Origin of the sequence: Tardiphaga sp. (assembly GCF_044340795.1) — a bacterium.
In the GTDB taxonomy this organism is placed as follows: Bacteria; Pseudomonadota; Alphaproteobacteria; order Rhizobiales; family Xanthobacteraceae; genus Tardiphaga.
The window spans coordinates 1-26,622 of the sequence record NZ_JBIISY010000020.1 but is presented as its reverse complement, the minus strand read 5'-3'; the positions used below and the strand labels follow the sequence as shown (position 1 = coordinate 26,622).

Annotated in this window: 29 protein-coding genes; 18 read left to right on the top strand and 11 right to left on the bottom strand. The window is 62.0% G+C overall.

Translation table 11 applies throughout. From position 1 onward, the window contains the following. Positions 1-28 precede the first annotated feature (28 nt). The 6 genes from ACIQ17_RS05450 to ACIQ17_RS05425 form a co-directional block, all read right to left on the bottom strand. The gene (locus ACIQ17_RS05450) at positions 29-790 is read right to left on the bottom strand and encodes an ABC transporter permease (RefSeq protein ID WP_398466204.1); all 762 of its coding nucleotides are present in this window, start codon (positions 788-790) and stop codon (positions 29-31) included. 1 nt (position 791) lies between these two features. Further along, positions 792-1,712 (bottom strand): ABC transporter ATP-binding protein, encoded by a 921-nt coding sequence (locus ACIQ17_RS05445; protein ID WP_398466202.1) that lies wholly within the window; start codon positions 1,710-1,712, stop codon positions 792-794. 99 nt (positions 1,713-1,811) lie between these two features. Beyond that, on the bottom strand, positions 1,812-2,102 hold the full coding sequence (locus tag ACIQ17_RS05440) for a type II toxin-antitoxin system HicB family antitoxin (RefSeq protein WP_398466200.1): 291 nt from the start codon (positions 2,100-2,102) through the stop codon (positions 1,812-1,814). 8 nt (positions 2,103-2,110) lie between these two features. Beyond that, positions 2,111-2,305, bottom strand: a complete 195-nt coding sequence (locus ACIQ17_RS05435; protein WP_398466198.1) for a type II toxin-antitoxin system HicA family toxin — start codon at positions 2,303-2,305, stop codon at positions 2,111-2,113. Positions 2,306-2,359: 54 nt separating this feature from the next. Continuing rightward, positions 2,360-2,641 carry a type II toxin-antitoxin system HicB family antitoxin gene (locus ACIQ17_RS05430; protein ID WP_398466196.1) on the bottom strand — a complete coding sequence of 94 codons (282 nt, stop codon included), beginning with the start codon at positions 2,639-2,641 and terminating at the stop codon, positions 2,360-2,362. Between the two features lie 2 nt (positions 2,642-2,643). Continuing rightward, a complete protein-coding gene (locus tag ACIQ17_RS05425; RefSeq protein WP_398466194.1) occupies positions 2,644-5,106 on the bottom strand; it encodes an ATP-dependent helicase in 2,463 nt (820 codons plus the stop codon). A gap of 282 nt (positions 5,107-5,388) precedes the next feature. Here ACIQ17_RS05425 and ACIQ17_RS05420 point away from each other — a divergent pair, with 282 nt between their 5' ends. From ACIQ17_RS05420 to ACIQ17_RS05410, 3 genes are all read left to right on the top strand, one after another. Next, positions 5,389-6,138 carry a F0F1 ATP synthase subunit A gene (locus ACIQ17_RS05420; protein WP_398466192.1) on the top strand — a complete coding sequence of 250 codons (750 nt, stop codon included), beginning with the start codon at positions 5,389-5,391 and terminating at the stop codon, positions 6,136-6,138. Positions 6,139-6,219: 81 nt separating this feature from the next. After that, the gene (gene sugE, locus ACIQ17_RS05415) at positions 6,220-6,540 is read left to right on the top strand and encodes a quaternary ammonium compound efflux SMR transporter SugE (RefSeq protein WP_398466190.1); all 321 of its coding nucleotides are present in this window, start codon (positions 6,220-6,222) and stop codon (positions 6,538-6,540) included. Between the two features lie 139 nt (positions 6,541-6,679). Continuing rightward, positions 6,680-6,856 (top strand): DUF1328 domain-containing protein, encoded by a 177-nt coding sequence (locus ACIQ17_RS05410; protein ID WP_398466188.1) that lies wholly within the window; start codon positions 6,680-6,682, stop codon positions 6,854-6,856. 257 nt (positions 6,857-7,113) lie between these two features. Here the strand turns inward: ACIQ17_RS05410 and ACIQ17_RS05405 are convergent, their stop codons facing one another. Then, entirely contained in the window at positions 7,114-7,623 is a 510-nt protein-coding gene (locus tag ACIQ17_RS05405; protein WP_398466186.1) for a thioesterase family protein, read from the bottom strand. An 80-nt stretch (positions 7,624-7,703) separates the two neighbouring features. Between ACIQ17_RS05405 and ACIQ17_RS05400 the strand changes: the two genes are divergently transcribed. The 3 genes from ACIQ17_RS05400 (at position 7,704) to ACIQ17_RS05390 (ending at position 14,445) form a co-directional block, all read left to right on the top strand. Further along, on the top strand, positions 7,704-9,119 hold the full coding sequence (locus ACIQ17_RS05400; RefSeq protein WP_398466184.1) for an FAD-binding oxidoreductase: 1,416 nt from the start codon (positions 7,704-7,706) through the stop codon (positions 9,117-9,119). A 184-nt stretch (positions 9,120-9,303) separates the two neighbouring features. Continuing rightward, complete coding sequence (locus ACIQ17_RS05395; protein ID WP_398466182.1) at positions 9,304-10,620, top strand: MFS transporter; 1,317 nt, start codon at positions 9,304-9,306, stop codon at positions 10,618-10,620. A gap of 159 nt (positions 10,621-10,779) precedes the next feature. Beyond that, complete coding sequence (locus ACIQ17_RS05390; RefSeq protein WP_398466179.1) at positions 10,780-14,445, top strand: AsmA family protein; 3,666 nt, start codon at positions 10,780-10,782, stop codon at positions 14,443-14,445. A gap of 147 nt (positions 14,446-14,592) precedes the next feature. On the opposite strand, the gene ACIQ17_RS05385 is transcribed toward ACIQ17_RS05390, so the two are convergent. From ACIQ17_RS05385 to fumC, 3 genes are all read right to left on the bottom strand, one after another. Continuing rightward, positions 14,593-14,856 carry a ribbon-helix-helix domain-containing protein gene (locus ACIQ17_RS05385; protein WP_398466177.1) on the bottom strand — a complete coding sequence of 88 codons (264 nt, stop codon included), beginning with the start codon at positions 14,854-14,856 and terminating at the stop codon, positions 14,593-14,595. Further along, positions 14,853-15,041, bottom strand: coding sequence for a DUF4169 family protein (locus ACIQ17_RS05380; RefSeq protein ID WP_398466175.1), 189 nt, complete (start codon positions 15,039-15,041; stop codon positions 14,853-14,855). The genes ACIQ17_RS05385 and ACIQ17_RS05380 overlap by 4 nt, the downstream gene beginning before the upstream one ends. 370 nt (positions 15,042-15,411) lie before the next feature. Continuing rightward, a complete protein-coding gene (gene fumC / locus ACIQ17_RS05375) occupies positions 15,412-16,830 on the bottom strand; it encodes a class II fumarate hydratase (protein WP_398466173.1) in 1,419 nt (472 codons plus the stop codon). Between fumC and ACIQ17_RS05370 the strand changes: the two genes are divergently transcribed. Continuing rightward, positions 16,763-16,945, top strand: coding sequence for a hypothetical protein (locus ACIQ17_RS05370; RefSeq protein WP_398466231.1), 183 nt, complete (start codon positions 16,763-16,765; stop codon positions 16,943-16,945). The two genes, fumC and ACIQ17_RS05370, sit on opposite strands and share 68 nt — an antisense overlap. Here the strand turns inward: ACIQ17_RS05370 and ACIQ17_RS05365 are convergent. After that, positions 16,922-17,443 carry an SspB family protein gene (locus tag ACIQ17_RS05365; protein ID WP_398466171.1) on the bottom strand — a complete coding sequence of 174 codons (522 nt, stop codon included), beginning with the start codon at positions 17,441-17,443 and terminating at the stop codon, positions 16,922-16,924. The two genes, ACIQ17_RS05370 and ACIQ17_RS05365, sit on opposite strands and share 24 nt — an antisense overlap. Before the next feature lie 271 nt (positions 17,444-17,714). Between ACIQ17_RS05365 and ACIQ17_RS05360 the strand changes: the two genes are divergently transcribed. The 11 genes from ACIQ17_RS05360 (at position 17,715) to hflC (ending at position 26,599) form a co-directional block, all read left to right on the top strand. Then, a complete protein-coding gene (locus ACIQ17_RS05360) occupies positions 17,715-18,317 on the top strand; it encodes a chromate transporter (RefSeq protein WP_398466169.1) in 603 nt (200 codons plus the stop codon). Further along, positions 18,314-18,850 carry a chromate transporter gene (locus ACIQ17_RS05355; RefSeq protein WP_398466167.1) on the top strand — a complete coding sequence of 179 codons (537 nt, stop codon included), beginning with the start codon at positions 18,314-18,316 and terminating at the stop codon, positions 18,848-18,850. The genes ACIQ17_RS05360 and ACIQ17_RS05355 overlap by 4 nt, the downstream gene beginning before the upstream one ends. Positions 18,851-18,942: 92 nt before the next feature. After that, on the top strand, positions 18,943-19,443 hold the full coding sequence (locus tag ACIQ17_RS05350) for a tripartite tricarboxylate transporter TctB family protein (RefSeq protein ID WP_398466165.1): 501 nt from the start codon (positions 18,943-18,945) through the stop codon (positions 19,441-19,443). A gap of 13 nt (positions 19,444-19,456) precedes the next feature. Then, on the top strand, positions 19,457-21,022 hold the full coding sequence (locus ACIQ17_RS05345; protein ID WP_398466163.1) for a tripartite tricarboxylate transporter permease: 1,566 nt from the start codon (positions 19,457-19,459) through the stop codon (positions 21,020-21,022). Between the two features lie 127 nt (positions 21,023-21,149). Further along, positions 21,150-22,133, top strand: a complete 984-nt coding sequence (locus ACIQ17_RS05340; protein WP_398466161.1) for a tripartite tricarboxylate transporter substrate binding protein BugD — start codon at positions 21,150-21,152, stop codon at positions 22,131-22,133. A gap of 165 nt (positions 22,134-22,298) precedes the next feature. After that, a complete protein-coding gene (locus ACIQ17_RS05335; RefSeq protein ID WP_398466159.1) occupies positions 22,299-23,093 on the top strand; it encodes a thymidylate synthase in 795 nt (264 codons plus the stop codon). Positions 23,094-23,143: 50 nt separating this feature from the next. Further along, positions 23,144-23,515 carry a hypothetical protein gene (locus tag ACIQ17_RS05330; protein ID WP_398466157.1) on the top strand — a complete coding sequence of 124 codons (372 nt, stop codon included), beginning with the start codon at positions 23,144-23,146 and terminating at the stop codon, positions 23,513-23,515. Then, complete coding sequence (locus tag ACIQ17_RS05325; RefSeq protein ID WP_398466155.1) at positions 23,494-23,880, top strand: hypothetical protein; 387 nt, start codon at positions 23,494-23,496, stop codon at positions 23,878-23,880. The genes ACIQ17_RS05330 and ACIQ17_RS05325 overlap by 22 nt, the downstream gene beginning before the upstream one ends. 13 nt (positions 23,881-23,893) lie before the next feature. Further along, positions 23,894-24,409, top strand: coding sequence for a dihydrofolate reductase (locus tag ACIQ17_RS05320; RefSeq protein WP_398466229.1), 516 nt, complete (start codon positions 23,894-23,896; stop codon positions 24,407-24,409). Positions 24,410-24,560: 151 nt separating this feature from the next. Further along, complete coding sequence (gene hflK, locus ACIQ17_RS05315) at positions 24,561-25,712, top strand: FtsH protease activity modulator HflK (RefSeq protein ID WP_398466153.1); 1,152 nt, start codon at positions 24,561-24,563, stop codon at positions 25,710-25,712. Next, positions 25,709-26,599, top strand: coding sequence for a protease modulator HflC (gene hflC, locus ACIQ17_RS05310; protein ID WP_398466151.1), 891 nt, complete (start codon positions 25,709-25,711; stop codon positions 26,597-26,599). Before hflK ends, hflC begins: the two co-directional genes overlap by 4 nt. Positions 26,600-26,622 lie beyond the last annotated feature (23 nt).

Here is a 26,622-nt window from a genome sequence, read left to right as displayed (position 1 = left end):
ACATGTCCGGGCCGTTTTCGCATCCGGGTTATTTCTTCAGCTTGTAGCCGGTCTTGAAGATCCACCAGACGATGGCCATGCAGATCACCAGGAAAGCCACGGTCATGCCGACGCTGACCTCGATGCTGACATCCGAGATCTCATAGAAGCTCCAGCGGAAGCCGCTGATGAGATAGACGATCGGATTGAGCAGCGTCACCGTGCGCCAGCCCGAGGGCAGCATGTTCACCGAATAGAAGCTGCCGCCCAGGAAGGTCAGCGGCGTCACCACCAGCAGCGGGATCGCCTGCAGCTTTTCAAAGCTGTCGGCCCAGATGCCGATGATGAAGCCGAACAGGCTGAAGGTCACCGCCGTCATCACCAGGAAGGCGAGCATCCAGACCGGATGCATGATGTGCAGCGGCACGAACAGGCCGGCGGTGCCGAGAATGATCAGGCCGAGAATGATCGACTTGGTGGCGGCCGCGCCCACATAGCCGATCACCACTTCTAGTGCCGAGACCGGCGCCGACAGCAGCTCATAGATCGTGCCGATGAATTTCGGGAAATAGATGCCGAAGGACGCATTGGCGATGCTCTGGGTCAGCACCGACAGCATCACCAGGCCGGGAACGATGAAGGTGCCGTAGCTGACGCCCTCGACATTGGCGATGCGCGAGCCGATGGCTGCGCCGAACACCACGAAATAAAGCGAGGTGGAGATGACCGGCGAGACGATGCTCTGCAGCAGCGTGCGCCAGGTGCGTGCCATTTCGAATTTGTAGATGGCAGCGATAGCCCGGTAATTCATGTTACGTCCTCACCAGGCTGACGAAGATTTCTTCCAGCGAATTCTGCTGCGTGTCGAGATCGGCGAAGCGGATGCCGGTCTCGCGCAGGTCGTTCAGCAGGCTGGTGATGCCCGTGCGTTCGCTCTTGGTGTCGTAGGTATAGACCAGCTCCATGCCGTCATTGCCGAGTTCGAGATTGTAAACTGCGAGCGACGCCGGCACCGCATCGATCCTGCTTTGCAGATGCAGCTTCAGGCGCTTCTTGCCGAATTGCTGCATCAGCTTGGCTTTCTCCTCGAGCAGGATGATCTCGCCCTTGTTGATGACGCCGACCCGATCCGCCATCTCCTCGGCTTCTTCGATGTAATGCGTGGTCAGCAGCACGGTGACGCCCGTGGCGCGCAGCTCGCGCACCACTTCCCACATGCCCTTGCGCAGCTCCACATCGACGCCCGCGGTAGGCTCGTCGAGAAACAGCACCTGCGGCTCATGCGACAGCGCCTTGGCGATCATCACGCGCCGCTTCATGCCGCCGGAGAGCTCCATGATCTTGTTGTCTTTCTTCTCCCACAGCGAGAGGTCCTTCAGGATCTTCTCGATCAGCGCCGGATTCTTCGGCTTGCCGAACAATCCGCGGCTGAAGCTCACGGTGGCCCAGACGGTCTCGAACGAATCCGTATGCAGTTCCTGCGGCACGAGGCCAATCAGGGAGCGCGCCGCGCGATAGGACGTCCGCGTATCATGGCCATCCACTGAGACGGTGCCGGAAGTGGCATTGACGATGCCGCAAATGATGGAGATCAGCGTCGTCTTGCCGGCCCCGTTGGGGCCCAGCAGCGCAAAGATCTCGCCGCGGTTGATGTCGAGATCAATGCCCTTCAGCGCGGTGAAGCCGGAGGCATAGCTCTTGGTGAGGCCGGATACGGATATGATGGGTGACATGCAAGCATTCAGCGCGGAGGCAGTGGGAACTGTGCGGCGGGATGACACACATAGGAACCCATCTTCTCCGCCGCAATCGCTGCAGAGAAGATTTTGCTGCTATTCGGCAGCGTGAGCGCGGGGGCGCAACTCGACGAGGGCCACCATATGGGCATCGAGATCGTCGGCGACCTCAGGATCGGCCTTCAGCTCGGTGAGAGTGCGCGGTGGCGGAAGACGGCGCCCTTCCGCGGCGACACCCTCAGCATAGAGCTGCAGGGCCGCAGGAGCGTTGCGCAGGGCCTCATCGATATCGTCGCCAGCCGATGTGCAACCAGGAAGGTCGGGAAACCAGACGCCGACGGCCAGATCCGGTCCTGCTTCTTCGATGAAGGCGACATAGTGGGCCATAATGAACCTCAATCAGGCGCCCAGCCTGCACCCCTATAAATGGCACGAACGAGCCCCGTGCCCAAGTCCTTCTTGGGGTGCGGGATGACGAGCGTTTGTCCGGTTTCGGGATGCTTGAAAACGTGATGGGAGCCGGCGACGCGTGTTTTGATCCAGCCTTCGCGCTCGAGACGTCGAATGATGTCGCGACTGTTCGTCAGCATCACGGCTCCCCAAGCTAATAGAGAAGCCTATCGCAGAAAGTGTAGTTGGACCAGCTATCCTGCCGGCTCGTACTCGATCTCCGCAATCGTCGCCCCATCTGCCGCGTCCGCAAAAGCCGGATCAGCGCTCAGTTCGTCGATCGTCCGTGGCTTCGGGAGGGTGGTCGAGCCGTCGGCATTGACCCAGTTCCCGGCCACGTCCTCCAGCGTCTCGACGGCTTCGTCGATGGCTTCGTCCAGCGTGTCGCCGGACGTGGCGAGGCCCGGGAGGTCAGGGAAGTTCACGCGGAAACTGCCGTCGTCATGCTTGCGGATGACTGCGAGATAGACCGGCATGATCAGGCGCGCTCCACGAAACTGTCGACGACCTTCTTCTCGCCGGCCTTGTCGAATTCGATGGTGAGCTTGTTGCCGTCGATCTTGGTGACGTGACCATAGCCGAATTTCTGATGGAAGACGCGGTCATCCAGCGAGAAGTCGGATTCCGTGCCGGTCGACTTCGCCACCAGCTCGCCTTCGATCACCATCGGCCGCTTGCGCGATGCACCGCCCCCGCCACCGAAGGACGAGAACGGCGACTGGCTCTCGCTGAAGCCACCGCCACCACCGCCTCGGCCGCGCTGCTGCTGCGCGCGCTGCCAGCCCGGCGTCGAATAGCTGGACCCAAAAGCCTCGAGATTGTCGAAGCGCGACGAGCCATAGCCGCCGGCGCCGCCCCAGCCGCTGCCACCCTTGGATTCGGTGATCTCCACATTCTCCGCCGGCAATTCATCCAGGAAGCGCGACGGGATTGTCGTGTTCCAGGTGCCGTGAATGCGGCGATTGGTGGCGAAGTAAAGCTTGGCGCGCTTGCGGGCGCGGGTGATGCCGACATGGGCGAGGCGGCGCTCTTCCTCCAGCCCCGCGCGACCCTGTTCGTCGAGGGCGCGCTGATGCGGAAACAGGCCTTCCTCCCAGCCAGGCAGGAACACATTGTCGAATTCCAGCCCCTTGGCCGAATGCAGCGTCATCACAGACACCGCATCCTCGTCGGCCGCGCCTTCGCGGTCCATCACCAGCGAGATATGTTCGAGGAAACCCTGCAGGTTCTCGAACTCCTCCATGGAACGCACCAGCTCCTTGAGGTTTTCGAGCCGACCGGCCGCATCGGCGGAACGGTCCTTCTGCCACATCTCGGTATAGCCGCTCTCGTCGAGCACGACTTCGGCCAGCTCCGTATGCGACACGACTTCCATCTGCTTGCGCCAGCGCTCGAAGCTGAGCATCAGGTCGCGCAACGAGCCGCGCGCCTTCGGCTTCATCTCGTCTGTCTCCACCACCTGCCGCGCCGCTTCGGACAGTGGGATGCGGCGGCGGCGCGCATGGTCGTGCAGCATTTGCACGGTGGCATCGCCGAGGCCGCGCTTCGGCACATTGACGATGCGCTCGAAAGCGAGATCGTCGGCCGGTGAATTGATCACGCGCAGATAGGCCAGCGCATCGCGGATTTCCGCACGCTCATAGAAGCGCGGGCCGCCGATGACGCGATAGGGCAGGCCGAGGGTGACGAAGCGATCCTCGAATTCGCGCATCTGGAACGAGGCACGCACCAGGATCGCGATATCGTTGAGCTTGTGGCCCTCGCGCTGCAGCTGCTCGATCTCCTCGCCGACGCCGCGGGCTTCCTCCTCGGAATCCCATGCGCCGGTGACGGTGACCTTCTCGCCATCGACATCCTCGGTGCGCAGCGTCTTTCCGAGCCGGCCTTCATTATGCGCGATCAGATGCGAGGCGGCGGCGAGGATGTGGCCGGTGGAGCGATAGTTGCGCTCCAGCCGGATCACCTTTGCGCCGGGGAAATCGTGTTCGAAGCGCAGGATGTTGTCGACTTCCGCGCCGCGCCAGCCATAGATCGACTGGTCGTCATCGCCCACGCAGCAGATGTTGCGCGTGGCTGCGGTCTGCGTGGCGATCGCGTTGTCCTCGCCCGGCGCGGGGGCGCGCGCGGCGCCTTGCGAGAGCAGGCGCAGCCAGAGATACTGCGCGACATTCGTGTCCTGATACTCGTCCACCAGGATATATTTGAACCGCGCCTGATACGATCGCAGCACATCCGGATGCTCGCGGAACAGGCGGATACATTCGAGCAGCAGATCGCCGAAGTCGGCCGCGTTCAGCGTCTTCAGCCGCTCCTGATAGTCCTTGTAGAGCTTGCCGCCCTTGCCATTGCCGAACACCGCGGCTTCGCCCGACGGCACCTGCGCCGGCGTCAGGCCGCGATTCTTCCAGCCATCGATCAGGCCGGCCAGCATGCGCGCAGGCCAGCGCTTGTCGTCGATATTCTCGGCAGACAGCAGCTGCTTGAGCAGGCGGATCTGGTCGTCGGTGTCGAGCACCGTGAAATTCGATTTGAGCTGCACCAGCTCCGCATGGCTGCGCAGGATGCGGCCGCCGATGGAGTGGAAGGTGCCGAGCCAGGGCATGCCCTCGACGGCCTGGCCGAGCATGATGCCGAGCCGATGCTTCATCTCGCGCGCGGCCTTGTTGGTGAAGGTCACCGACAGGATTTCGCCGGGCCGTGCGCGGCCGGTGGAGAGGATATGCGCGATGCGCGAGGTCAGAACCTTGGTCTTACCGGTGCCGGCACCCGCGAGCACCAGAACGGGCCCGTCGAGGGTCTCGACGGCGTCACGCTGCTCGGGATTGAGATTGTCGAGATAGGGCGCAGGCGCCGCGGCGGCGCGGGCGCGCGCAGCAATGCCGCCCGCCACGGGCTGATAGGCGGGAAGGTCGTTGGCGGGCATTTTGCGTGCTTCGGTCATGCGAATCGTGTTCCGCCCACACTGGCATTGTGGGGCCTGCAAAGGGAGACTTGTTAACAGGGATTGGGCTCATATAGGGGCAAGGCGACCGCCGCGGTAGAGTTTTCCCCGCATGAGGCCGTCCCGCTCTGGGTGCATGCCGTTACCGCCCGGCTGGCGGCCCCGTGTCGCATGCGGCGATCTTGACTGGGACGCCCAATCGGCTATCCAACAGCCGCGCGGGACGACCCGTGCCTTCGACGACCATTCCGGGACGGCCCGGCCCATTCAAAGGGGCCGGCGATGGCCGATCCGATTCAGCAATTCGACATCAAGCCTCTCATCCGCCTCGGCGATATTGCCGGGCACGAGATTGCGCTCACCAATTCCTCCGCCTTCATGTTTCTTGTGGTGGCGCTGGCTGCCAGCTTCGTGTTGCTCGGCAGCCGGAACCGGGCGCCGGTTCCCGGTCGCTGGCAGTCGCTCGTCGAACTGCAGCACGAATTCGTGCTGAAGACCCTGCGCGAGATCACCGGCGAGCATGGCCTGCGGTTCTTCCCGCTGGTGTTCTCGCTGTTCACCTTCATCCTGTTCGCCAACCTCGTCGGCATGCTGCCCTACGGTTTTACGGTGACCAGCCATCTGATCGTGACCTTCGCGCTGGCTGCTCTGGTCTTCGCCGTCGTCACTGTCTACGGGCTCGCGAAGCATGGGTTGCGTTTCTTCCGGCTGTTCATGCCGGCGGATGTGCCGATGGCACTTGCGCCTTTCATCGTGCCGATCGAGATCATCTCCTATCTGTCGCGTCCGGTCAGCCATTCCGTGCGTCTGTTCGCGGTCATGCTCGGCGGCCATATCACGCTGAAAGTCTTTGCAGGCTTCGTCGTCAGCCTGTCCGGCATCGGTGCCATCGGCATCGCGGCCGCGATCCTGCCGCTGATGATGACGGTGGCCATCACCGCGCTGGAAATCCTGATGGCGTTCATCCAGGCTTACGTCTTCACGATGCTGACCTGCATGTATCTCAACGACGCGCTGCATCCCGGCCATTGACGATCATTGGCTAGTGCCGAAGGGGACGACCTCTTCGGATGCTTCAAAGTCCAGGACGACCTGGCCACATGGAGTGCCGCAATGGCCTGGGTTTATCTCTTCGTCGCCGGAATCCTCGAAATCGGCTGGGCCTATTCGATGAAGAAGTCGGAAGGCTTCACCATCCTCGTGCCCAGCGTGATCACCATCGTTGCGATGATTGCGAGCTTCGCGCTGCTATCCATCGCTATGAAGACGCTGCCGCTCGGCACGGCCTATACGATCTGGACCGGCATCGGCGCCGTCGGCGCCTTCGTGGTCGGCATCACGGTGCTTGGCGAGTCCGCCAATGCGATGCGTCTCGCGGCGGGGGCCCTGATCGTCGCCGGCATCGTGATGATGAAGCTGTCCACGGCCGATTGAACGCTCTCGTTTCCGTGATAACGAGCGGTATTTCGCCCGGAACTTTCACTTGACACACGGCTTGTCTTGACATCGAGCGCGGCGACAAAAGTCGCGCCAGGAAAGACAAATCGAGCAACCGTAAACTGAGGTACGTGTCATGCTGAGCTGGGTCGTCACATTTCTCGTTATCGCGCTGATCGCCGGTGTTCTCGGCTTCGGCGGTGTCGCTGGTGCATCGATCGAAATCGCCAAGGCGATCTTCTTCATCGCCATCGTGCTGTTCCTGATCTCGGCCGTCGTCGGCCTTGTCCGCGGCCGCGGTAACAGTCTCTGACGCGATCAACGATAGTCGATAAGACTGTCAGGGCGGAGCATCCAGCCATCAAGCTGGGTCGCTTCGCCCTGTTGCGTTTGCGGGAGGCGGAGGCGATGCCGCCTTGACGAGTACGTCTTCGTCGCCTCTTCGAGGCCGCGCAAACAGGCGCGCCTCTCACCATGAGGACGGTATTTGAGATCGCTCTTCCCTTATCCTGAGGAGCGGTCGTCTTCGACCGCGTCTCGAAGGATGGCAACAGACTGAAGAGCCACCACTCATTGCTTCTTCACCGGCATCGCGATCTTGCGTCCGATGCCGTCAGGCCGCTCCAGTCCGGAATGCGCCGTTGCCAGCGTCTGAACATTGGCGTTGATGTCCGGCGGGAATGCCGCCACCTTCCGCGCCGTCATATCCATATGCAGCGACATGTTCTCGGATGTCGCGGACAACCAGCCCTCGGTGGCATGGCGCATTTCCTGGAAGGTGTGAATGCGCTTCTCGTCGGCAGCGACGACGAGGACGGAGACCTGTACGGGGTCGCCGAGATGGATTTCCCGGATATAGCGGACGTGACATTCGGCGGCGAAGGACGAGTTGTTTCGCTCCTTCAGGTAGCCCGGTCCGATGCCGATCTGGACCCAGAGCTCGTCCACGGCCCGGTCGAACATGACGTGGTAATAGGCCATGTTGAGGTGGCCATTATAGTCGATCCATTGCGGCTCGATCTGCATGATCGAGGATTTGAACACAGCCGGGCGGCGCAGCAATTCGTTGATCTCGGTCATTCCCATCCCATTTCCACATCACGTCTCTTGACCGCTTATACAAGCTTTGCGACGGTCGCGCCCCGTTGAAAGGGACAACCGTGGGTAACATCGATTCCAATCTGAAGCGCCCCGAGCCGAAGGCTCTGGCGGCTGCACTCGAGGCGCTCACCGCGCGCTTTGGCAACAAGCTCGTCACCTCGCAGGCGGTCCGCGAGCAGCATGGCCACACCACCACCTGGCTCGCGAACCAGCCGCCGGATGGTGTGGTGTTCGCGCAGGAGACGGCGGACATTCAGGACGTCGTGCGCATCTGCGCCGCCAACAAGGTCCCCGTGATCGCCTTCGGCACCGGCACCTCGCTGGAAGGGCAGGTGAATGCGCCCGGCGGCGGCATCTGCATCGACCTGCGCGACATGAACAAAATTCTCGCGGTGCATCCCGAGGATCTCGATTGCGTCATCCAGCCCGGCGTCACCCGCAAGGCGCTCAACGAGCATCTGCGCGACCAGGGCCTGTTTTTCCCCATCGATCCCGGCGCCGATGCCTCGCTCGGCGGCATGGCGTCCACGCGCGCCTCCGGCACCAATGCGGTGCGCTACGGCACCATGCGCGAAAACGTGCTGGCGTTGAAGGTCGTCCGCGCCGATGGCGAGATCATCACAACGGGCACCCGCGCCAAGAAGTCGTCGGCCGGTTATGACCTCACGCATCTGTTCGTCGGGGCCGAAGGCACGCTGGGCATCATCAGCGAACTGACCATCAAGCTGCGCGGCATTCCCGATACGATCGCCGCCGCCTCCTGTTCGTTCGAAAGCGTGCAGGGCGCCTGTCAGGCGACGATCCTCGCCATCCAGACCGGCATTCCCGTCGCGCGCATCGAATTGCTCAACGAAGCGCAGGTGAAGGCCTGCAACATCTATTCGAAGCTGACGCTCCCGGAGACGCCGCTGCTGCTGCTGGAATTCCATGGCAGTGAAGCCGAGGTCGCCGAGCAGTCGAAAAACTTCCGCGATATCGCGCTCGAATGCGGCGGCGGTGATTTCTCCTGGACCACCAAGCCGGAAGACCGGACCAAACTCTGGCAGGCCCGTCACGATGCCTATTGGTCGGTGAAGAGCCTGCGGCCGGGATCCGAAGTCGCCGCCACCGACGTCTGCGTGCCGATCTCGAAGCTCGCCGAATGCGTCGGCGAGACCGAAGAGGATCTCAAGCGCTTCAATCTGCTGTCGCCGATCGTCGGCCATGTCGGCGATGGCAATTTCCATTGCTCGCTGGTCTGCGATCGCAACGATCCCGCCGAGATCGCCCGTGCCGAGGAATTCATGCACCGTCTTGTGCAGCGCGCCCAGGCCATGGGCGGCACCTGCACCGGGGAACATGGCATCGGTCAGGGCAAGCAGAAGTACTTGAAAGCGGAACTCGGTACCGAAGCGCTCGACGCCATGCGGGCGATCAAGCGCGCGCTCGACCCCGACAACATCCTGAACCCCGGCAAGATCCTGCCGCAAGGATGACGCAAGGCGGCCGCAGCGTTTTGTGCGATGAGGTGCGCAGAACGCTGCTTTCGTCGTATGGACGAACGGTTTCTAAACACCTATAAGGTGTAGTCAATAAAATTGCCTGCAATAATTGAGTCCGTAGCGGTGACTGCGGAAGTTGGGAATTCGACGCCTCGGCGTCCAAAAAAGGCATAAGCCGATGCGGCTGCCGTTCTTCTATGGCTGGGTGATCGTCGCCGTCACTTTCGTGACGATGGCGATCGGGGTGAATGCCCGCACATCTTTTTCGCTGCTCTTCCCACCCATCATCTCCGAATTTGGCTGGGACCGCGGCGTTACCGCGGGCGCCTTCTCGTTCGGCTTTCTGGTCTCCGCGATCATGAGCCCGTTGATGGGCAAGCTGATGGACCGCGGCGGGCCGCGGGCGGTGATGGAACTCGGCACGGTGCTGATGGGGGCAGGGCTTCTGCTCGCTCCGCTGACCACCCAGCCGTGGCATCTCTATCTGACCATCGGCGTTCTCGTCGGCGCCGGCAGCATCTGCCTCGGCTATTCCGGGCAATCGCTGTTCCTGCCGAACTGGTTCAGCCGCAAGCGTGGCCTTGCCATCGGCATTGCCTTTGCGGGCGTGGGCATCGGCTCGGTGACGGTGCTGCCATGGGTCGAGCACATGATCCAGCAAACCGGCTGGCGCACTGCCTGCACCTGGCTTGGCCTGCTGGTGCTGGTCGTGCTGGTGCCGATCAATCTGCTGCTGCGCAAGCGCCCGCAGGACATGGGCCTGGAGCCGGATGGCGATGCCGCCGCCCACGCTGCCAGCAAATCCATCTCGAATATCGTCGACCCCGCCTGGGCCAGCATCGACTGGACCCTCGGTCGCGCCATGCGCACCACGCGGTTCTGGTGGCTGGCATTGGGTTTGTTCGGCGGGCTCTACGCCTGGTACGCGGTACAGGTTCACCAGACCAAATATCTGCTCGATATCGGCTTTTCGTCGGAAACCGCTGCCTGGGCACTGGCGATGGTCAGCCTGTTCGGCGTGCCCAGCCAGATCTTTCTCGGCCATCTGTCAGACCGTATCGGCCGCGAATGGATCTGGACCGTCAGTGGCGCCGGCTTTGCGATCTGCTTTGCAGCGCTGATCGCGCTGGAATACGCGCCGAGCCTCGCGCTAGTTTACGTGATGGTGATCGCGCAGGGCCTGCTTGGTTATGGGGTCACTTCCGTCATGGGGGCGGTCGTGCTCGAGATTTTCAAAGGAGAGCATTTCGGCAGTATTTTTGGCACGCTGACATTGGCAGGTCTCGCGGGAGGCGCTGCGGGGCCTTTGGTAACCGGCCTGCTGCACGATCATTTCGGCACCTACACGCTGGCCTTCGCGCTCGGCATCGTCATCTGCGGCCTGGCGACGTTCGCCATCTGGATGGCGTCGCCGCGCAAGGTGCGTGTCGTGGCAGGTCGCCTGCACCACGCTCAGGCGGCGCGCGCTGCGCTGGAACAGGCGCAGCGCAGCTGACGACGGGCGTTTTGCCGCAATAAATCCGCGCATCGCCGCCTGCGGGTTATGCTGTGACTTCGCCACAGTTCCTTCTATAGATGGTGTGTATTCCGGCGCATCACGGATCGCGCCGTGCCGGCAGGCTGCGTGCCGCCGGACCGCTGAAGGGGAGATTCCGTGCAGACCACGCTGCTCGGCCTGGCGATCGCATTCATCCTTGCGCTGGTGGCTGCGCTTGTTGGACCGTTCTTCATCGACTGGAGCCAGTTCCGCCCGCAATTCGAGGCGGAAGCAACGCGTATTGTCGGCGCGCCCGTGCGCGTGGTCGGCGCGCTCGATGCACGGCTGCTGCCTGCACCGTCGCTGCAGCTGCACGGTGTCACCATCGGCGGCGCCAATGATCTCGGTCGCTTCCGCGCCGAAAAACTCGATGTGGAATTCAGCCTCGGCTCGCTGATGCGGGGCGAATGGCGTGCCACCGAACTCACTGTCGGCGGCCTGGCCGTCGACCTCGGGCTCAATGCGCAGGGCCGTCTCGATCTGCCGGCATCGACCGGTTCGTTCAATCTCGGCGCCCTCGCCATCGATCGCCTGAATGTCACCGGTCGCATCAATCTGCATGACGCGGCCAGCCGTTCCACGCTCGAACTCAGCGACATCGCCTTCAGCGGCGATGTTCGCTCGCTCGCGGCCGGCGCCATGCGCGGCGATGGCAATTTTACGCGCGCCGGTATCCGCCATCCGTTCCGCATGTCATCCGGCCAGACCGGTGACGGCAACGGCACGCGGCTGCGTTTCGTCGTCGACGCCAATGAAAAATCTCCGGGCATCGATCTCGACGGCGTGCTGAGTTTCGACAACCGCGTGCCGGGCTTCGATGGCGCGCTGACCGTCGGCAGCGCCGTGAACAAGCCCGACGCCAATCCGTCGATGGTACCATGGCGGATCGTCAGCAAGGTCAAGGCCGATCCATCGCAAGCGCAGTTTGAAACCGTCGATGTGAGCTATGGCACCGATGACGGCGGCTTGAAACTGGCCGGCGTGGCCGACTATCGTTTCGGCGCGTCGCCTCTGCTGCATGCGGTGTTGTCGGCCAAGCAATTCGATGCCGACCGGCTGCTGGCAAAGCAGGACGGTGGCGACGCGTCCACGCCGATTTCAGCGCTGCGCAAGTTGACGGCCATCATCCCGCAGCCCACGGGCCGGACCCAGATCCAGATCAGCGCTGATCAGGTCATGCTGGGCGGTCGACCGGTGCAGTCGATTGGCGCCGACCTGCATGGCGATGCGAAATCATGGACCGTCGAGCGGCTTGAATTCCGTGCACCCGGCGCCACGCGCGTCATTGCGAGCGGCGCCGCGCAGCCGGGCAGCAACGGCTTCGCCGGAGCGGTTAGTATCGATTCCGCCGATCCCGACCTGCTCGCCGACTGGCTGAAGGGCCGTAGCGATGGGCGGCTACGCGATCAAAAGCCGCTGCGCATTCGCGGCAACTTCACATCGAGCGCAGACCGGCTGGCGGTCGACGGGCTGAAGGCGGAGATCGATGGCGGGACGCTGGAGGGCCGTATCGCATTGAACTATCCATCGTCCGCGGGGGGATCGCGCATCGATGCCGAGCTGCGCGCCGATCGTCTCGACCTCGACGCCGCAACCGCGCTGGCGCGCTCGCTGAGCGGGCCGCAGGCCGAATGGCCGGACGCCGGAAAGCTGTCGCTCGATATCGGACGCGCGGTGTCGGCAGGGCAGGAGATGCGTCCCTTCGCAGCACAGCTCGTCTATGGACCGAAGACGATATCGCTCGATCGTTTCAAGGTCGGGGAAGCATCAGGCCTGATGCTCGATGGCAGCGGCACATTCGATCGCAACGATGCCACCGGAAAGCTGGTGCTGGATGCGCGTGCGCCGTCGCTGGCGCAGATCAGCAAGATCATCGCGTCCTTTGCGCCGGATGCAGCGAAGCGGATCGATACGCTGGCGGCTGCGCCGGGCGTTGTCAAATTGAAGTTCGCGCTCGATCTCACCAAGGCGCAGGGGAAGCCCGATCGCACCGATGCGCGCATGTCGCTTGATATCGATGCGCCACAGATCAAGGGCGACGTAACGATCATCGCGTCACCGACAGTGGTTGCCGCGCGCGGGTTCGATGGCGATGCGCTGTCACGCAGCGAGTTCTCGCTCGAGTCGCGGTTGACGGGGCAGGGCAACACGATGCTCACGCTGCTGGGCTTGAACGGTTCGTTTGCAGCGGGCGATGTGCCTCTTCTTCTTGAGGCCAGTGCCGCCGGTGCATGGCATGCGCCCATGCGGGTCAAGGCGAAGCTGTCCGGCGCCGAGCTCGATGCGGATGTGCAGGGGACCGCCGAGCCGTTCGCAAAAGCACCGAAGGCAACGCTGACGGTGGCCGTGCGCAGCGCCAATGCTGCGCCGCTGCTGGGTATCGCAGGCACCGATCCGGCTGCCCGGGCGAGCTTGTCGTCTCGTCTCTCGTTGAATGGCGACAAGCTCAATCTCGATGACATCGACACGACGGTCGCAGGATCACGATTGCGCGGCCGCCTTGCGCTGACGCTGGGAGCCGAAAAGTCCATCAACGGTCAGCTCGGTGTCGACAGTATCGATCTTGCCCCCGCGCTCGGCTGGATGATCGGCGCGCGCGGGCACGATGCCAGCGATCCGCTCGGCGGCAGTGCGCTGCCGGGGTGGCGCGGCCAGGTTGCGCTCCAGGCCCTGCGCGCAAGTCTACCCGGCGGCGCCGAACTGCAGCCAATCAGCGGCAACATCAAGAGCGATGGCCGTGCACTGACGATTGACGGGATCAAGGGCAAGATCGGTGGTGGTGATCTTGCGGCTGATCTCGATCTCAAACCTGCCGCCACCGGCTATGCGCTCGGTGCACGCGTGACGTTGACCGGCGCAGACGGCAGTGCACTGCGCTATCGCGGCCTTGGCATGCCGGCCGGCAAGACGTCGCTGAAGATGAGTGTTTCATCGCAGGGGCGTAGCGCGTCGGCGCTCGAAGGCGCCGTATCGGGCGATGGGCTTCTGACCGTGGATGGCCTGCGGATCGGGGGGCTCGATCCGGGAGTGTTCGACGTGGCGATCCTGGCCAGCGATTCCGGTCAGGCCACGGATGATGTACGACTGAAGCAGATCATCGATCCGGTCTTGGCGCGCGGCGAATTTGCCGCTGGCTCGGCGCAGATCCCGTTCAGTATCAAGGACAGCCGTTTGCGTGTGGGAGCCGTCACGCTGGAGTCCGAAGGCGCGCGCGCCATCGTGTCGGGCGGTTACGACATCGTCGCCGATCAGGTCGATATCCGCGCGAGCCTGGTTGGTGCGGCGACCGGTGGCTCAAATGCCCGGCCGGAGATCCAACTGTTCCTGATGGGCCCTCCGGACCGGCTCGATCGCACGGTCGAAATCGCGTCGCTGTCGTCCTGGCTCGCGGTGCGTGCCATTGATCGCGAGACGCGGCGACTTGATCTGCTGGAGCGCGGTGCGTCGCAGTCGCCAGCGCCACTGCCTGCCGCCATTCCGCCGCCGCGCGCCGCGCGGCCGGTCGAGACGCCCGATCCGGTCGATGGTCCCACATCGACCACGCAGACATCCCCGGACGTTCCGTTGCCGCGCAGGTCGCCACCCAGGGCCGCCGCACCCCGACCGGTCATCGCGCCGCCGGCTCTGCCGCCTGTCGTCAGCCAGCAGATCGCGCCATTGCCTGCACCGATCGAGATCCGCCCAGCACCGGGCACGCCGCGCGCGCAGCCGAAACAACGACCGGCAGCGCCGCTCGTGCTGACGCCGCCCGCAGCCGTGCCGCTGACCAGACCAAGTTTCTGAGGATTTCAGGATTGATAAGCGCGTCCGATCCATCTGAGTGGATCGGCTCTGCATGGATGCGCTCGGACCGGCATCGGCCTTGTCGCCAATGAAGGCTCTACGGCCCATCTTCAACGGCAGCGGCGTAGCCGCCACTGCCGGCGCCGGTCAGGCGGACAGGTTCGTCGCGTTCTCGGACCCACGCTGCGGCGGCGCCGCGCGCGTGCGGAAATAGTCGAGCACGAACAACCGGATCGCCGACGACAGGTTACCCTGCTGACGATTGGTGTCGATCTCGCCGACCAGTTCCGAAAGCGTCATGTCACGGAGATTGGAAATCTCCTTCATGCCGTTCCAGAATGCCTCTTCAAGGCTCACGCTGGTCTTGTGTCCAGCAACGACGATCGATCGTTTAACTACGGGAGACTTCATGATGCGCTCTCGCCATCGATTTTGTGCTGGTTAAGCATGGTGTTCGCACGGGCAGTGCGCTGCTCCTCTAGGATGCGTTCAGATTTTGTTCGCCCAAAGCGGGCACGGTTAGTTTCTGCTTGTCGGGAAGCTTCGTCGCGCGCTGCGCGCTTCCTGAAGCGATTCAGATTGATCAGGTCACCCATGATCGCTCCTGTCGTTCAATGAAACTGATGGAGCGTGAAACGCAGACTTCACCGTCGGGTACTGATACGCGGCGAAGGCCAGGTCGGTTTCGCAATCCATCCAAAAAATACACTCCGTATTTTCAAACAATCGAAAGCAGCAATCGCACTATGGAAGTATCGAGATCGAGAAGAGCCGGACTTGCGAAGTCCGACTTGTCGAGTTCGCTCTTGCCGAGTTGACTCATCAAGTCGTCTTCGCAGTATCGCAGCAACGGTTAGAAACGATAGTCGATCATTCTAACCAATTAGGCGGTATCGATTATAACTATTTCGTCTTTGAGATATTCTCAACAAGCTGTGAGAAAAAAATTGACTCGGCAGCTTCATGTCAACCGGGATGTATCATTTTGACCGGTTGAACGAGACGATCGAATTCCTTTGTGTCGATAAGACCCAAGCCGACAGCTTCCTCCTTGAGCGTTGTCCCATTCGCATGTGCAGACTTGGCGACCTTTGCGGCGTTGTCGTAGCCGATCTTTGGCGCAAGCGCGGTGACGAGCATGAGTGAGCGTTCCATCAATTCGCGGATGCGCTTTTCATCTGCACGGATGCCATCGATGCAGTGTTCAGTGAAGGATCGCGCAACGTCCGCGATCAATTGTATGGACTGCATCATACAATGCGCCATCACGGGCTTGTACACGTTGAGCTCGAAGTGCCCCTGGCTGCCGGCCACCGTGATTGCCGTATGGTTTCCGAATACCTGACAGCATACCATTGTCATTGCTTCACATTGTGTCGGATTCACCTTGCCGGGCATGATCGATGAGCCGGGCTCGTTTTCCGGCAGGATGAGTTCGCCGAGTCCCGAGCGCGGACCGGAGCCGAGCAGGCGAATGTCGTTTGCAATCTTAAATAATCCTGTCGCGATTGCGTTTATTGCACCGTGTGTAAACACATAGGCGTCGTTCGAGGCGAGTGCTTCGAATTTGTTCGCTGCACTTGTGAAGGGCAGCTTGGTCATCTTCTCTGTGTTCTTCGCGAACAGCTTGGCGAAGCCCGGCTTGGAGTTGAGTCCCGTCCCGACGGCGGTGCCGCCTTGCGCGAGCGGATAGAGCTCCTTCACGGCACTACGCAGTCGCGCGATGCCGCTTTCGACCTGCGATGCGTAGCCCGAGAATTCCTGGCCAAGAGTAAGTGGCGTCGCGTCCTGCGTATGCGTCCGTCCGATCTTCACGATCTTGGCGAAGGCCTTTTCCTTTTTGCGCAGCGCAGCAAGCAGCTCGCTTAAGGCAGGGATGAGGTCATGTGTGATTTGTTGAGTCGCTGCGATGTGCATCGCGGTTGGAAATGAGTCATTCGACGACTGGCTCATGTTGACGTGATCATTCGGATGCACCGGCTCCTTCGCACCGCGCCCAAAGCCGAGCAGTTCGTTGGCGCGATTGGCGATGACCTCGTTGAGATTCATGTTGGTCTGGGTGCCGGAGCCGGTCTGCCAGACGACAAGCGGGAAGTGATCATCGAGCTTGCCGTCGATGACTTCGCGGGCGGCCTGCACGATCGCCTTGGCGAGCTTCGGCGGCAGCAGTCCGAGCTCGCGATTGGTTTCGGCGGCAGCGAGCTTGACGATGCCAAGGGCACGGACGAGGGGCATCGGCATGCGATCATGGCCGATGCGGAAGTTCTGTCGTGAACGCTCCGTCTGCGCGCCCCAATAGCGATCGGCGGCGACCTCGATGGGGCCGAAGCTGTCGGTCTCGGTGCGGGTCGATGCGGCGGATGTCTTCTTCGACGATTTAGCCATGATGAATTCCTGCATTGCTGCGCCGACGGACGCGACGCAAAACGAAAAGGGCCGCATCGCTGCGGCCCTTTCACTGTACACGCTCTCGCGCTTATTTTTTTCGGAAGCGGTCTAAACGGACGACTTCTGCACCTTCGCCCGTTTTCGGTGCCTCGCCCTCGGCAGGCGTCTCTGGCGGTGCAGGCGGCGCGGCCAGGGCTTCAGCGGGAGTGGTCGCCGGCGGCGTGCTGGTTGCTGGAGCATCGGCGGCAGCGGCGGCTTCGGTCTCGAAGCTCAGGCCGAACTGCACGGACGGATCGTAGAAGCTCTTGATCGACGCGAAGGGCACGACCAGGCGTTCGGGGATTCCATTGAACGACAGACCGACTTCGAACCGGTCCTCGGTGACCGTGAGATCCCAGAACTGGTGTTGCAGGATCACCGTCATCTCTTCGGGATACTGGGCCAGCAGGCGAGGCGACAGCTTCACACCGTCAGCCTTCGAGATGAAGGTGATGAAGAAATGGTGCTCGCCCGGCAGGCCATGCTCGGCGGCATCGATCAATACCTTGCGCAACACGCCACGGAGGGCGTCACGGGCCAGCACGTCGTAGCGAATATGATCGGTCGGCATCGTTCGGCCCCGTCGCTTTCGTCTTGGTAGAGGATGTATCGGCAATTGTGGCGATGTCGGGAAAGCCGACTCGCGCCATCTGCCCCGCTTCATACGCCCATGTGCATCCGAGGTCAGCAGCCTTGAAAGCCCGCGGCCAGGGACGATGACTGCACTTTATATAGAAGAGTGGTGCGCCGCGATACAGAGCGAAAGCGTCTGGAGGCCATATCGGCCGAAAAACCAGACAAAATCGTTTGGCGCGGCGGCTGCTCCGGCCTAAACCGGGCGCATGCCCGCGAAGCCCCCGCCACTCTTGGCTGAAAGCCATGGAACTGCAACCCTGGCGCCTGTGGGATTGGGCGTGCTGTTCTTCGCATTTGCGAAGATGTCGCTGGCGGGATTCGGCGGCGTGCTGGTCTGGGCGCGCCGGGCCATTGTCGAGCAGCATCGCTGGATGACGGCGGAGGAATTCAACGAGACCTTCGCGCTCTGCCATTTTCTGCCGGGCCCCAACATCGTCAATCTCTCGGTCGTGTTTGGCGCCCGCATCCGCGGTGTGCCGGGCGCCATCGCCGCTTTCGCCGGGCTGCTCGGCCCGCCCGTGCTGATCGTGACGATCCTGGCGGTCCTCTATTCCCGCTACGGCGATCTGGAATCGCTGCGCCGCACACTGGCCGGTGTCTCCTGCGTTGCGGTCGGACTGCTGTTCGCGGTGGTGGCGCGGATGATGTTGCCGCTGTTGCAGAAGCGCGAACCGCTCAGCCTGCTGATGATGCTTGCGGTGTTCGTTGCGGTCGGCCTCATGCGCTGGCCACTACCAACGGTATTGCTGGTCTCGATTCCGGCAAGCGTTCTGCTCACCATAATCATCCGTCGCTGGGGCAGGGCGTGAACCAGACTGGTATCGGTACGCTGTGGACGATCGCCTGGACCTTCGGGGTAATGTCGCTCTTCGCCGTGGGCGGCGCAAATTCGGCGATTCCGGAGATTCACCGCATTGCGGTAGACGTCAATCATTGGCTTACAGACAAGCAGTTCGCCGATGTTTTTGCGATTTCGCAACTATCACCGGGGCCCAATGTCCTGATTGTCACGCTGATCGGCTACCAGGTTGCCGGCGTGCTCGGTGCGCTGGTAGCGACCTTGTCGATGTGCGGGCCGACTGCGGTCGTCGCCTATTATATAAGCCGTTTGCTCGCGCGTTCGACGCATGCGACATGGCCAGCAATTGTGCAGGCGGCACTTGTACCATTATCCATTGGTCTAATGGGGGCGAGTGGCCTCATCGTCATGAATTCCGCAGACACTTCTATAGTAGCGTATTCCGTCACCGCGGTTGCAGCCGTTCTGGCCTTTGCAACGCGCCTCAACCCGTTATGGTTGTTAGTTGGCGGCGGATTACTTGGTTTCGCTGGCATTCTCTGACGAAAGTGGCTAGGCAAGCCTTGACCACGGAGCCTGGGCGGGCTCTGAACGACGTTGAGCTATGATAGGCTCATGACTAGAGGGACGTACCAATGAGTGACGCGCCGAGCCACGCGCCGGAGAAATCTTTCTTGCCGAGTTGGGTCAAGGGCCCGCAGGATTTCATCGGCGGCCTAGCCCTGGTGGCAATTGCTGCATTTGCGTTGTGGGCATCAAGTGATCTGCAGGGCATGCATGGCTTCTCGTTCGGCGCAGGTACCGCGCCGCGGATGTTCGGCATTCTCTTGCTCGGTCTCGGCGCTGCCGTGATGGCGGTTGGCATCTTCACCGAAGGTCCGTCGCTGCAGAAGTTTCACTGGCGCGGCCCGTTCTTCGTCATGCTGGCGATCCTGTCTTTCGCGTTCTGCATTCGCCCGATGGGCATGATCTTCTCGGCGATGTCGAGCTTCCTCATCGCAGCACTCGGCTCGACCGAAACGCGCTGGCTCGAAACGGCCATCGTCGGTGCATGTCTCACGACATTCTGCGCCTTGCTGTTCCCGTATGCGCTGGGTCTGCCGCTGCAGATGTGGCCGACTTTCCTGATGCGCTAAGGACGAGGGCGTTATGGGCGATCTTTTTTCCAATCTGGGTCTCGGCTTCTCGACCGTTTTCCAATTCGTGCAGTGGGCGCCGCCTTTCCTGGGCGGGATGACCATTCCACTGCCGATGAACATTCTGCTGTGTCTGGTCGGCGCACTGGTCGGCACGCTGGTCGGCGTGTTGCCGGGCATCGGCACCATCGCCACCGTGGCGATGCTGCTGCCGATCACCTTCGGTCTGCCGCCGGTCGGCGCGCTGATCATGCTCGCCGGCATCTATTACGGTGCGCAGTATGGTGGTTCGACCACGTCGATCCTCGTCAACATCCCCGGTGAAGCCGGCTCGGTCGTCACCGCACTCGACGGCTTCCAGATGGCCAAGCAGGGCCGCGCCGGTCCGGCACTTGCCATCGCCGCCATCGGTTCGTTCTTCGCCGGCTGCGTCGCCACCGTTCTGATCGCGATCCTCGGCGCACCGCTCACCAAGCTCGCGCTGGCCTTCGGTCCGGCGGAATACTTCTCGCTGATGGTGCTCGGCCTGATCTTCGCGGTCGTGCTCGCCAAGGGCTCGGTGCTGAAGGCGATCGCCATGATCGTGTTCGGCCTGCTGCTCTCCATGGTGGGCTCGGACATCGAGACTGGCGCCTCGCGTATGTCGTTCAACATTCCCGAACTCGCTGACGGTCTTGGCTTCGCCACCGTTGCGATGGGTCTGTTCGGCTTCGCCGAAATCATCCGCAATCTCGATGCCGGCAGCGAAGAAGATCGTCAGCTGGTGCAGTCCAAGGTCACCGGCCTGATGCCGACCAAGGAGGATCTCAAGGTATCGACGCCGCCGATCCTGCGCGGCACGGTGCTTGGCTCGATCCTCGGCATTCTGCCGGGCGGCGGCGCGGTCATCGCGTCCTTCGCAGCCTACACCCTCGAGAAGAAGCTCTCCAAGAATCCGAGGAAGTTCGGCCGTGGTGCGATCGAAGGCGTTGCGGCGCCGGAAAGCGCCAACAACGCAGCTGCACAGACCTCGTTCATCCCGCTGCTCACCCTCGGCATTCCGCCGAATGCGGTGATGGCGCTGATGGTCGGCGCGATGACCATTCACGGTATCGTTCCGGGTCCGCAGGTGATGCAGAAGCAGCCTGATCTCGTCTGGGGCATGATCGCCTCCATGTGGGTCGGCAACCTGATGCTGCTCGTCATCAACCTGCCGATGGTCGGCATCTGGGTGCGCCTGCTGCGCGTCCCGTATCGCCTGATGTTCCCGTCGATCGTGGTGTTCTGCTCGATCGGTATCTATTCGGTGAACAATGCACCGATGGACGTCGTCCTTGCAGGCGTGTTCGGTCTCATCGGCTACTGGCTGATCAAGCACGACTTCGAGCCGGCGCCGCTGCTGCTCGGCATGGTGCTCGGCCCACTGATGGAAGAGAACCTGCGCCGTGCACTGCTCATCTCGCGCGGTGATGCGACGGTGTTCTTCACCCGTCCGCTGTCGGCGACCCTGATGGCAATCTCGGCCTTCCTGCTGATCCTTGCCGTGCTTCCTGCACTGCGAAAGAAGCGCGACGAAGTCTTCGTCGAATCGGAAAGCTAGCCCGATTAACTAAATTACTGCGTCACTCCGCCGCGGCCCGAAGTCGAATGGACTTCGGGCCGTTGCTTTGTATGAGTCCCGCGCAATACGTCGTATCGGCGGGCTATTTTGAACTGGGAGGCACAATATGAAGTCATTTAAGCGCATGCTTGCGATCGGTGGCCTGGCGACGCTCGCCGGTCTCGGCGCGGTTTCGACCAAGGCGCAAGCACAGGAATATCCGACCCGCCCCATTACCATGATCGTGCCTTTCGCTGCAGGCGGTCCGACCGACGTGATCGCGCGTATCGTTGCGTCCGAAATGTCGAAGACCCTCGGTCAGCAGATCATCATCGAGAACGTGGTCGGCGCCGGCGGCACCACCGGCGCGACCCGCGCTGCTAAGGCCACCAACGACGGCTACACCATCATCACCGGTCACATGGGCACCCATGCCGCCGCCGTGCCGCTGTATCCGAAGCTCGCCTATCATCCGGAGAAGGACTTCGAGCCCGTCGCACTGCTCGCCGGCACGCCGATCCTCATCCTCTCCAAGAAGGACTTTGCGCCGAAGGACCTCAAGGAATTCGTCACCTATGTGAAGGCGAATAACGAGAAGCTGAACATGGCCCATGCCGGTGTCGGCTCGGTGTCCTACTCGTCTTGCGAATTGCTCTCGTCGGTGCTCGACATCAAGCCGATCGGCGTGCCGTTCAACGGCACCGGCCCGGCGATGAACGCGCTGGTCGGTGGTCAGGTCGACTACATGTGCGACCAGATCGTCAACGCCGTTCCGCAGATCAAGGGCGGCACCATCAAGGCCTATGCGATCGCGACCCCCGAACGTAACGCGTCGCTGCCGGACGTCCCGACCACCAACGAAGCCGGCCTGCCGAAGTATCAGGCCTCGGCCTGGAACGCGATCTTCGCACCGAAGGGCACGCCCGCGGCGATCACCGCCAAGCTGAACGCGGCTGCCGCCAAGGCCCTCGACGACGAGAACGTCAAGAAGCGTCTGCTCGATCTCGGCTCGGATATTCCGAAGCCGGAAGCCCGCACCCAGGCGTCCCTGGGCACGCTGGTGAAGGACGAAGTCGCCAAGTGGTCGGCGGTGCTGAAGCCTGCCCAGTAAGCGGGAACCGTCCAACGGTTTGATTTAAGGGCCGGATTCGCGAGAGTCCGGCCCTTGTTCTTTGCGGGGAGGGGACACAGATTTCCGGGTATAATCCGGGAATCGGCGTGTCCCGGTTTCGGCCGAGGCGATAAGTTCGCCGGCTCACATCCGGCAAGAACGACCATGAACCAGTATCACGACCTGCTCGAACGCATCCTCAGCGACGGTGTCGAGAAGCACGACCGTACCGGCACCGGTACGTTGTCGGTGTTCGGCCATCAGACACGCTTCAAGCTCAGCGACGGCTTTCCTGTCCTGACCACCAAGAAGCTGTCGCTGAAGGCCATCATTCACGAGCTGCTCTGGTTCCTCGCGGGCGACACCAACATCAAATATCTCAAGGACCACGGCGTCTCGATCTGGGACGAATGGGCCGACGCCAATGGCGATCTCGGCCCGGTCTATGGATCACAGTGGCGCTCATGGCCGGCCCCGGACGGCCGCAGCATCGATCAGATCGCCAATGTGATCGACATGATCAAGCGTAACCCGGATTCCCGTCGGCTGATCGTCTCGGCCTGGAATCCGGCCGAGATCGAGAAGATGGCACTCCCGCCGTGCCACTGCCTGTTTCAGTTCTATGTCGCGAATGGCAAATTGTCGTGTCAGCTGTATCAGCGCTCGGCCGACGTCTTTCTGGGCGTGCCCTTCAACATCGCATCCTATGCATTGCTGACGATGATGATCGCGCAGGTCACCGGCTTGAAGCCCGGCGATTTCGTGCACACGCTCGGCGACGCGCATCTTTACTCCAATCATCTGGAGCAGGCGCGGCTGCAGCTGACGCGCGAGACGCGCAAACTGCCTGTCATGAAGATCAATCCCGACGTGAAGGACATCTTCGCGTTCCGCTATGAGGACTTCACGCTCGAAGGCTACGATCCGCATCCGCATATCAAGGCCGAGGTTGCGGTGTAGCCATGGCGCCCCTGTCACGATCAACGCTACAGGGGCTCGCTACAGCGAAGGTGAGCGATGCACGCTTGTTGTTTCAAAATAAGCGGTACTCAAACTCATATTATCTCTACGGCTATGGGGTCGAGCTAGGTTTGAAAGCTCGTATTGCTCGGCAGATTTCTGTAGAAACAATCCCTGACAAAGCTATTTTAACCGGATTTTTAGACCATCAAGTGGCGAGGCTAGTCGGTCTTGCAGGGCTCGCTGACGTTCTAAAAAGCGAGCGGCAGCTTCCAGCTTTCGACACGCGCTGGTCGGTCGTCGCTGAATGGTCGGTCGATTCCAGATATGATATGATCGATGCCGTTACGGCGGCTGCTATGGCAGATGCCGTGGAGCATCCGCAGCACGGAGTTATGAAATGGCTGCAACGTCACTGGTAGATGCTGATGTCGCAATGGGGCACGAATTGCTCGATATTCTTGATCGAGCGAAGTTCCCGGTAACAGGTGCAGCATGGATTTACTTTGCTGACGTCGATCAATGGCGATTGGTGATCCGAACTCCCAAAGCCGAAAAGGACTTATTGAGTTCACTGGCACAAGTTGCCGACGTAATGGACGCTGCGGGTGATTTACGAGCGCGATTAGACTTTTCGCGGGTCAAGTTAGTGCCGCCGAAAGACAAAATGTTAGCTGCGATGGGTAGTGTCGTTCGGGTCGACGGAAAAGCTGAGATTCGTTTCAGTCGAAATGTTGTTAACGGTGTTCTGATTGACGACGCTCTCATCTACCGATTGGCCGCCTAGGGTGCTTTCACAAATCCAGATCGTCCTCGTCTACGCCGTCGCCGAGAACGGCGTCATCGGCCATGACAACACCATTCCGTGGCGACTGAAATCCGATATGCAGCGCTTCAAGGCGCTGACCATCGGCAAACCCATCGTCATGGGCCGCAAGACCTTCGAGTCATTCCCGCGCCGTCCGCTGCCCGGCCGCACCAATATCGTCATCACCCGCAATGCGGATTACACGGCCGATGGCGCCGTCGTTGCCACCTCGCGCGAGGCCGCGCATGCCATCGCCATCGGAGATGCGCTGCGTCGATCGGTGACCGAAATCGCCATCATCGGCGGTGCTGAAATCTACGCGCAATGGATGCCGTTTGCGGATCGCCTCGAAGTGACCGAGGTCCATGCGGCTCCTGTGGGCGACACCAGGCTGCCACCGGTCGATCTCGCTGCGTGGGAAGAAACAGCGCGGGTTCGGCATCCCGCGGCGGGCGAGGACAGTGTCGATTTCTCCTATGTGACATATTGCCGGCGTAGCCTCCGTTAACCGCGTTTTTGGCCCGTTAACATTGAAAAACATGGCGTTGCGCTTAGCTCCCAGCGGGTGTGCCCCGCGTTGTAAGAGCAGGGGCGCTCCCCTATAAAGCCATGCAGAGATGGCGAGACCGGTATGTCCGGCCGCGCAGAGGAGAGTTTGAATGTCGTGGAAGAATCAAGGCGGAGGCCCATGGGGGCCCGGCCCGAAAGGACCCTGGGGATCGGGGCCGCAATCGTCCGGACCGAGGCCGCCTGATCTTGAGGATCTTCTGCGCAAGGGGCAGGACCGTCTGCAGTCGATGCTGCCCGGCGGCTTCATCAGCGGCATGGGTATCCTTCTCGTGCTCGTTGTGGCCGGTGCGATCTGGGGCCTGTCGGGTTTCTTCCGCGTGCAGCCCGACGAACTCGGTGCCGTGCTCCGTTTCGGCAAGCATGTCCGCACCGTGCAGCCCGGCCTGAACTATCATCTGCCTTATCCGATCGAGACCGTGCTGCTGCCCAAGGCGCTGCGCGTGGAAACCCTGTCGGTCGGCATGTCCATCCTCGAGGAAAGCGGCCGTCGCGGCCGCAGCGTGCGCGACATTCCCGAAGAGAGCCTGATGCTCACCGGCGACGAGAACATCGTCGATGTCGATTTCACGGTGTTGTGGCGCATCAAGCCTGACGGTGTCGGCAACTTCCTGTTCAACATCCAGAATGCCCAGGGCACCGTGAAGGCGGTGGCCGAAAGCGTGATGCGTGAAGTTGTTGGCCGCGCCAATATCCAGCCGATCCTGACCGGCGCGCGCACCACCACGGAAACCCAGGTGCAGGAGCTGATGCAGAAGACGCTCGACGGCTATGGCGCCGGCGTGCTGGTGCAGCAGGTGCAGTTGCAGAAGGTCGATCCGCCGTCCCAGGTCATCGACGCGTTCCGCGACGTGCAGGCGGCGCAGGCCGACGCCCAGCGTCTGCAGAACGAAGCGCAGACCTATACCAACCGCATCGTCCCCGACGCCCGCGGTCGCGCCGCGCAGATCCTGCAGGTCGCCGAAGGTTATCGCGAACAGGCGATTGCCGAGGCCAAGGGCCAGAGCGCGCGCTTCCTGAAGGTGTATGAGGAGTACAAGAAGGCGCCGGACGTGACCCGTCAGCGTCTCTATCTCGAAACCATGGAAAAGATCCTCCACGGCGCCGAGAAGCTGATCAGCGATCCCGGCCAGGGCGCTGGTTCGCAGGGCGTGGTGCCTTATCTTCCCTTGAACGAACTGACGCCGCGACGTCAGCCACCGGCGACATCTGGTCAGCCTCAGCAGAGCGGAGGCAACCGATGAAATCCGGTATCTCAGGTATCGTCGCACTGATCGTCGTGTTGGTGCTTGTCATTCTCGGCTTCGGCTCGCTGTACACCGTGCAGCAGACCCAGCAGGCCCTGGTGGTCCGACTGGGTGAGCCGGTGCGCGTGGTCACCGAGCCCGGCCTGAACTTCAAATGGCCGTTCGTCGACAGCGTGATCACCATCGACAAGCGCATTCTCGACTTGGAGAACCCCGCACAGGAAGTCATCGCCAACGACCAGCGTCGTCTGGTGGTGGATGCCTTCGCGCGCTATCGCATCAAGAACGCGCTGCGCTTCTATCAGAGCATCGGCACCATTCAGGGCGCCAACATCCAGCTGACAACGCTGCTGAACGCCGCCATGCGCCGCGTGCTCGGCGAGGTCAATTTCATCCAGATCGTTCGTGACGACCGCGAAGGCCTGATGAACAAGATCCGCGACCAGCTCGACCGTGAGGCCGATGGTTACGGCATTCAGGTGATCGACGTGCGTATCCGCCGCGCCGATCTGCCCGACGCCAACAGCCAGGCGGTCTATCAGCGCATGCAGACGGAACGTCAGCGTGAAGCGGCCGAGTTCCGCGCGCAGGGCGGCCAGAAGGCTCAGGAAATCCGCTCCAAGGCGGATCGTGAGGCAACGGTCATCATCGCCGACGCCAACGGACAGGCCGAAGCGATCCGCGGTGCCGGTGACGGCGAACGTAACCGTCTGTTCGCCGAGGCCTATGGCCAGGACGCAGACTTCTTCGCCTTCTATCGTTCGATGACGGCCTACGAGAACGGCCTGAAGCAGGGCGACACCCGCTACCTGCTGCGGCCGGATTCGGAGTTCTTCCGCTACTTCGCCAATCCGACCGGCAAGCCGGCTACGGCGACACCATAACGACCGGCCGCGCGGCGCAGACG

Bases quoted from the DNA above. Each gene is read 5' to 3' on its own strand.
- ACIQ17_RS05325 (WP_398466155.1), top strand. From the start codon at position 23,494: ATGGCTGCAACGTCACTGGTAGATGCTGATGTCGCAATGGGGCACGAA.
- ACIQ17_RS05420 (WP_398466192.1), top strand. From the start codon at position 5,389: ATGGCCGATCCGATTCAGCAATTCGACATCAAGCCTCTCATCCGCCTC.
- ACIQ17_RS05405 (WP_398466186.1), bottom strand. From the start codon at position 7,623: ATGACCGAGATCAACGAATTGCTGCGCCGCCCGGCTGTGTTCAAATCC.
- sugE (WP_398466190.1), top strand. From the start codon at position 6,220: ATGGCCTGGGTTTATCTCTTCGTCGCCGGAATCCTCGAAATCGGCTGG.
- ACIQ17_RS05435 (WP_398466198.1), bottom strand. From the start codon at position 2,305: ATGCTGACGAACAGTCGCGACATCATTCGACGTCTCGAGCGCGAAGGC.
- ACIQ17_RS05350 (WP_398466165.1), top strand. From the start codon at position 18,943: ATGAGTGACGCGCCGAGCCACGCGCCGGAGAAATCTTTCTTGCCGAGT.
- ACIQ17_RS05445 (WP_398466202.1), bottom strand. From the start codon at position 1,712: ATGTCACCCATCATATCCGTATCCGGCCTCACCAAGAGCTATGCCTCC.
- fumC (WP_398466173.1), bottom strand. From the start codon at position 16,830: ATGGCTAAATCGTCGAAGAAGACATCCGCCGCATCGACCCGCACCGAG.
- ACIQ17_RS05410 (WP_398466188.1), top strand. From the start codon at position 6,680: ATGCTGAGCTGGGTCGTCACATTTCTCGTTATCGCGCTGATCGCCGGT.
- ACIQ17_RS05450 (WP_398466204.1), bottom strand. From the start codon at position 790: ATGAATTACCGGGCTATCGCTGCCATCTACAAATTCGAAATGGCACGC.
- ACIQ17_RS05430 (WP_398466196.1), bottom strand. From the start codon at position 2,641: ATGCCGGTCTATCTCGCAGTCATCCGCAAGCATGACGACGGCAGTTTC.
- hflK (WP_398466153.1), top strand. From the start codon at position 24,561: ATGTCGTGGAAGAATCAAGGCGGAGGCCCATGGGGGCCCGGCCCGAAA.
- hflC (WP_398466151.1), top strand. From the start codon at position 25,709: ATGAAATCCGGTATCTCAGGTATCGTCGCACTGATCGTCGTGTTGGTG.
- ACIQ17_RS05380 (WP_398466175.1), bottom strand. From the start codon at position 15,041: ATGGGTGACCTGATCAATCTGAATCGCTTCAGGAAGCGCGCAGCGCGC.
- ACIQ17_RS05370 (WP_398466231.1), top strand. From the start codon at position 16,763: ATGGGGCCGAAGCTGTCGGTCTCGGTGCGGGTCGATGCGGCGGATGTC.
- ACIQ17_RS05385 (WP_398466177.1), bottom strand. From the start codon at position 14,856: ATGAAGTCTCCCGTAGTTAAACGATCGATCGTCGTTGCTGGACACAAG.
- ACIQ17_RS05340 (WP_398466161.1), top strand. From the start codon at position 21,150: ATGAAGTCATTTAAGCGCATGCTTGCGATCGGTGGCCTGGCGACGCTC.
- ACIQ17_RS05345 (WP_398466163.1), top strand. From the start codon at position 19,457: ATGGGCGATCTTTTTTCCAATCTGGGTCTCGGCTTCTCGACCGTTTTC.
- ACIQ17_RS05335 (WP_398466159.1), top strand. From the start codon at position 22,299: ATGAACCAGTATCACGACCTGCTCGAACGCATCCTCAGCGACGGTGTC.
- ACIQ17_RS05365 (WP_398466171.1), bottom strand. From the start codon at position 17,443: ATGCCGACCGATCATATTCGCTACGACGTGCTGGCCCGTGACGCCCTC.
- ACIQ17_RS05440 (WP_398466200.1), bottom strand. From the start codon at position 2,102: ATGGCCCACTATGTCGCCTTCATCGAAGAAGCAGGACCGGATCTGGCC.
- ACIQ17_RS05425 (WP_398466194.1), bottom strand. From the start codon at position 5,106: ATGACCGAAGCACGCAAAATGCCCGCCAACGACCTTCCCGCCTATCAG.
- ACIQ17_RS05395 (WP_398466182.1), top strand. From the start codon at position 9,304: ATGCGGCTGCCGTTCTTCTATGGCTGGGTGATCGTCGCCGTCACTTTC.
- ACIQ17_RS05360 (WP_398466169.1), top strand. From the start codon at position 17,715: ATGCCCGCGAAGCCCCCGCCACTCTTGGCTGAAAGCCATGGAACTGCA.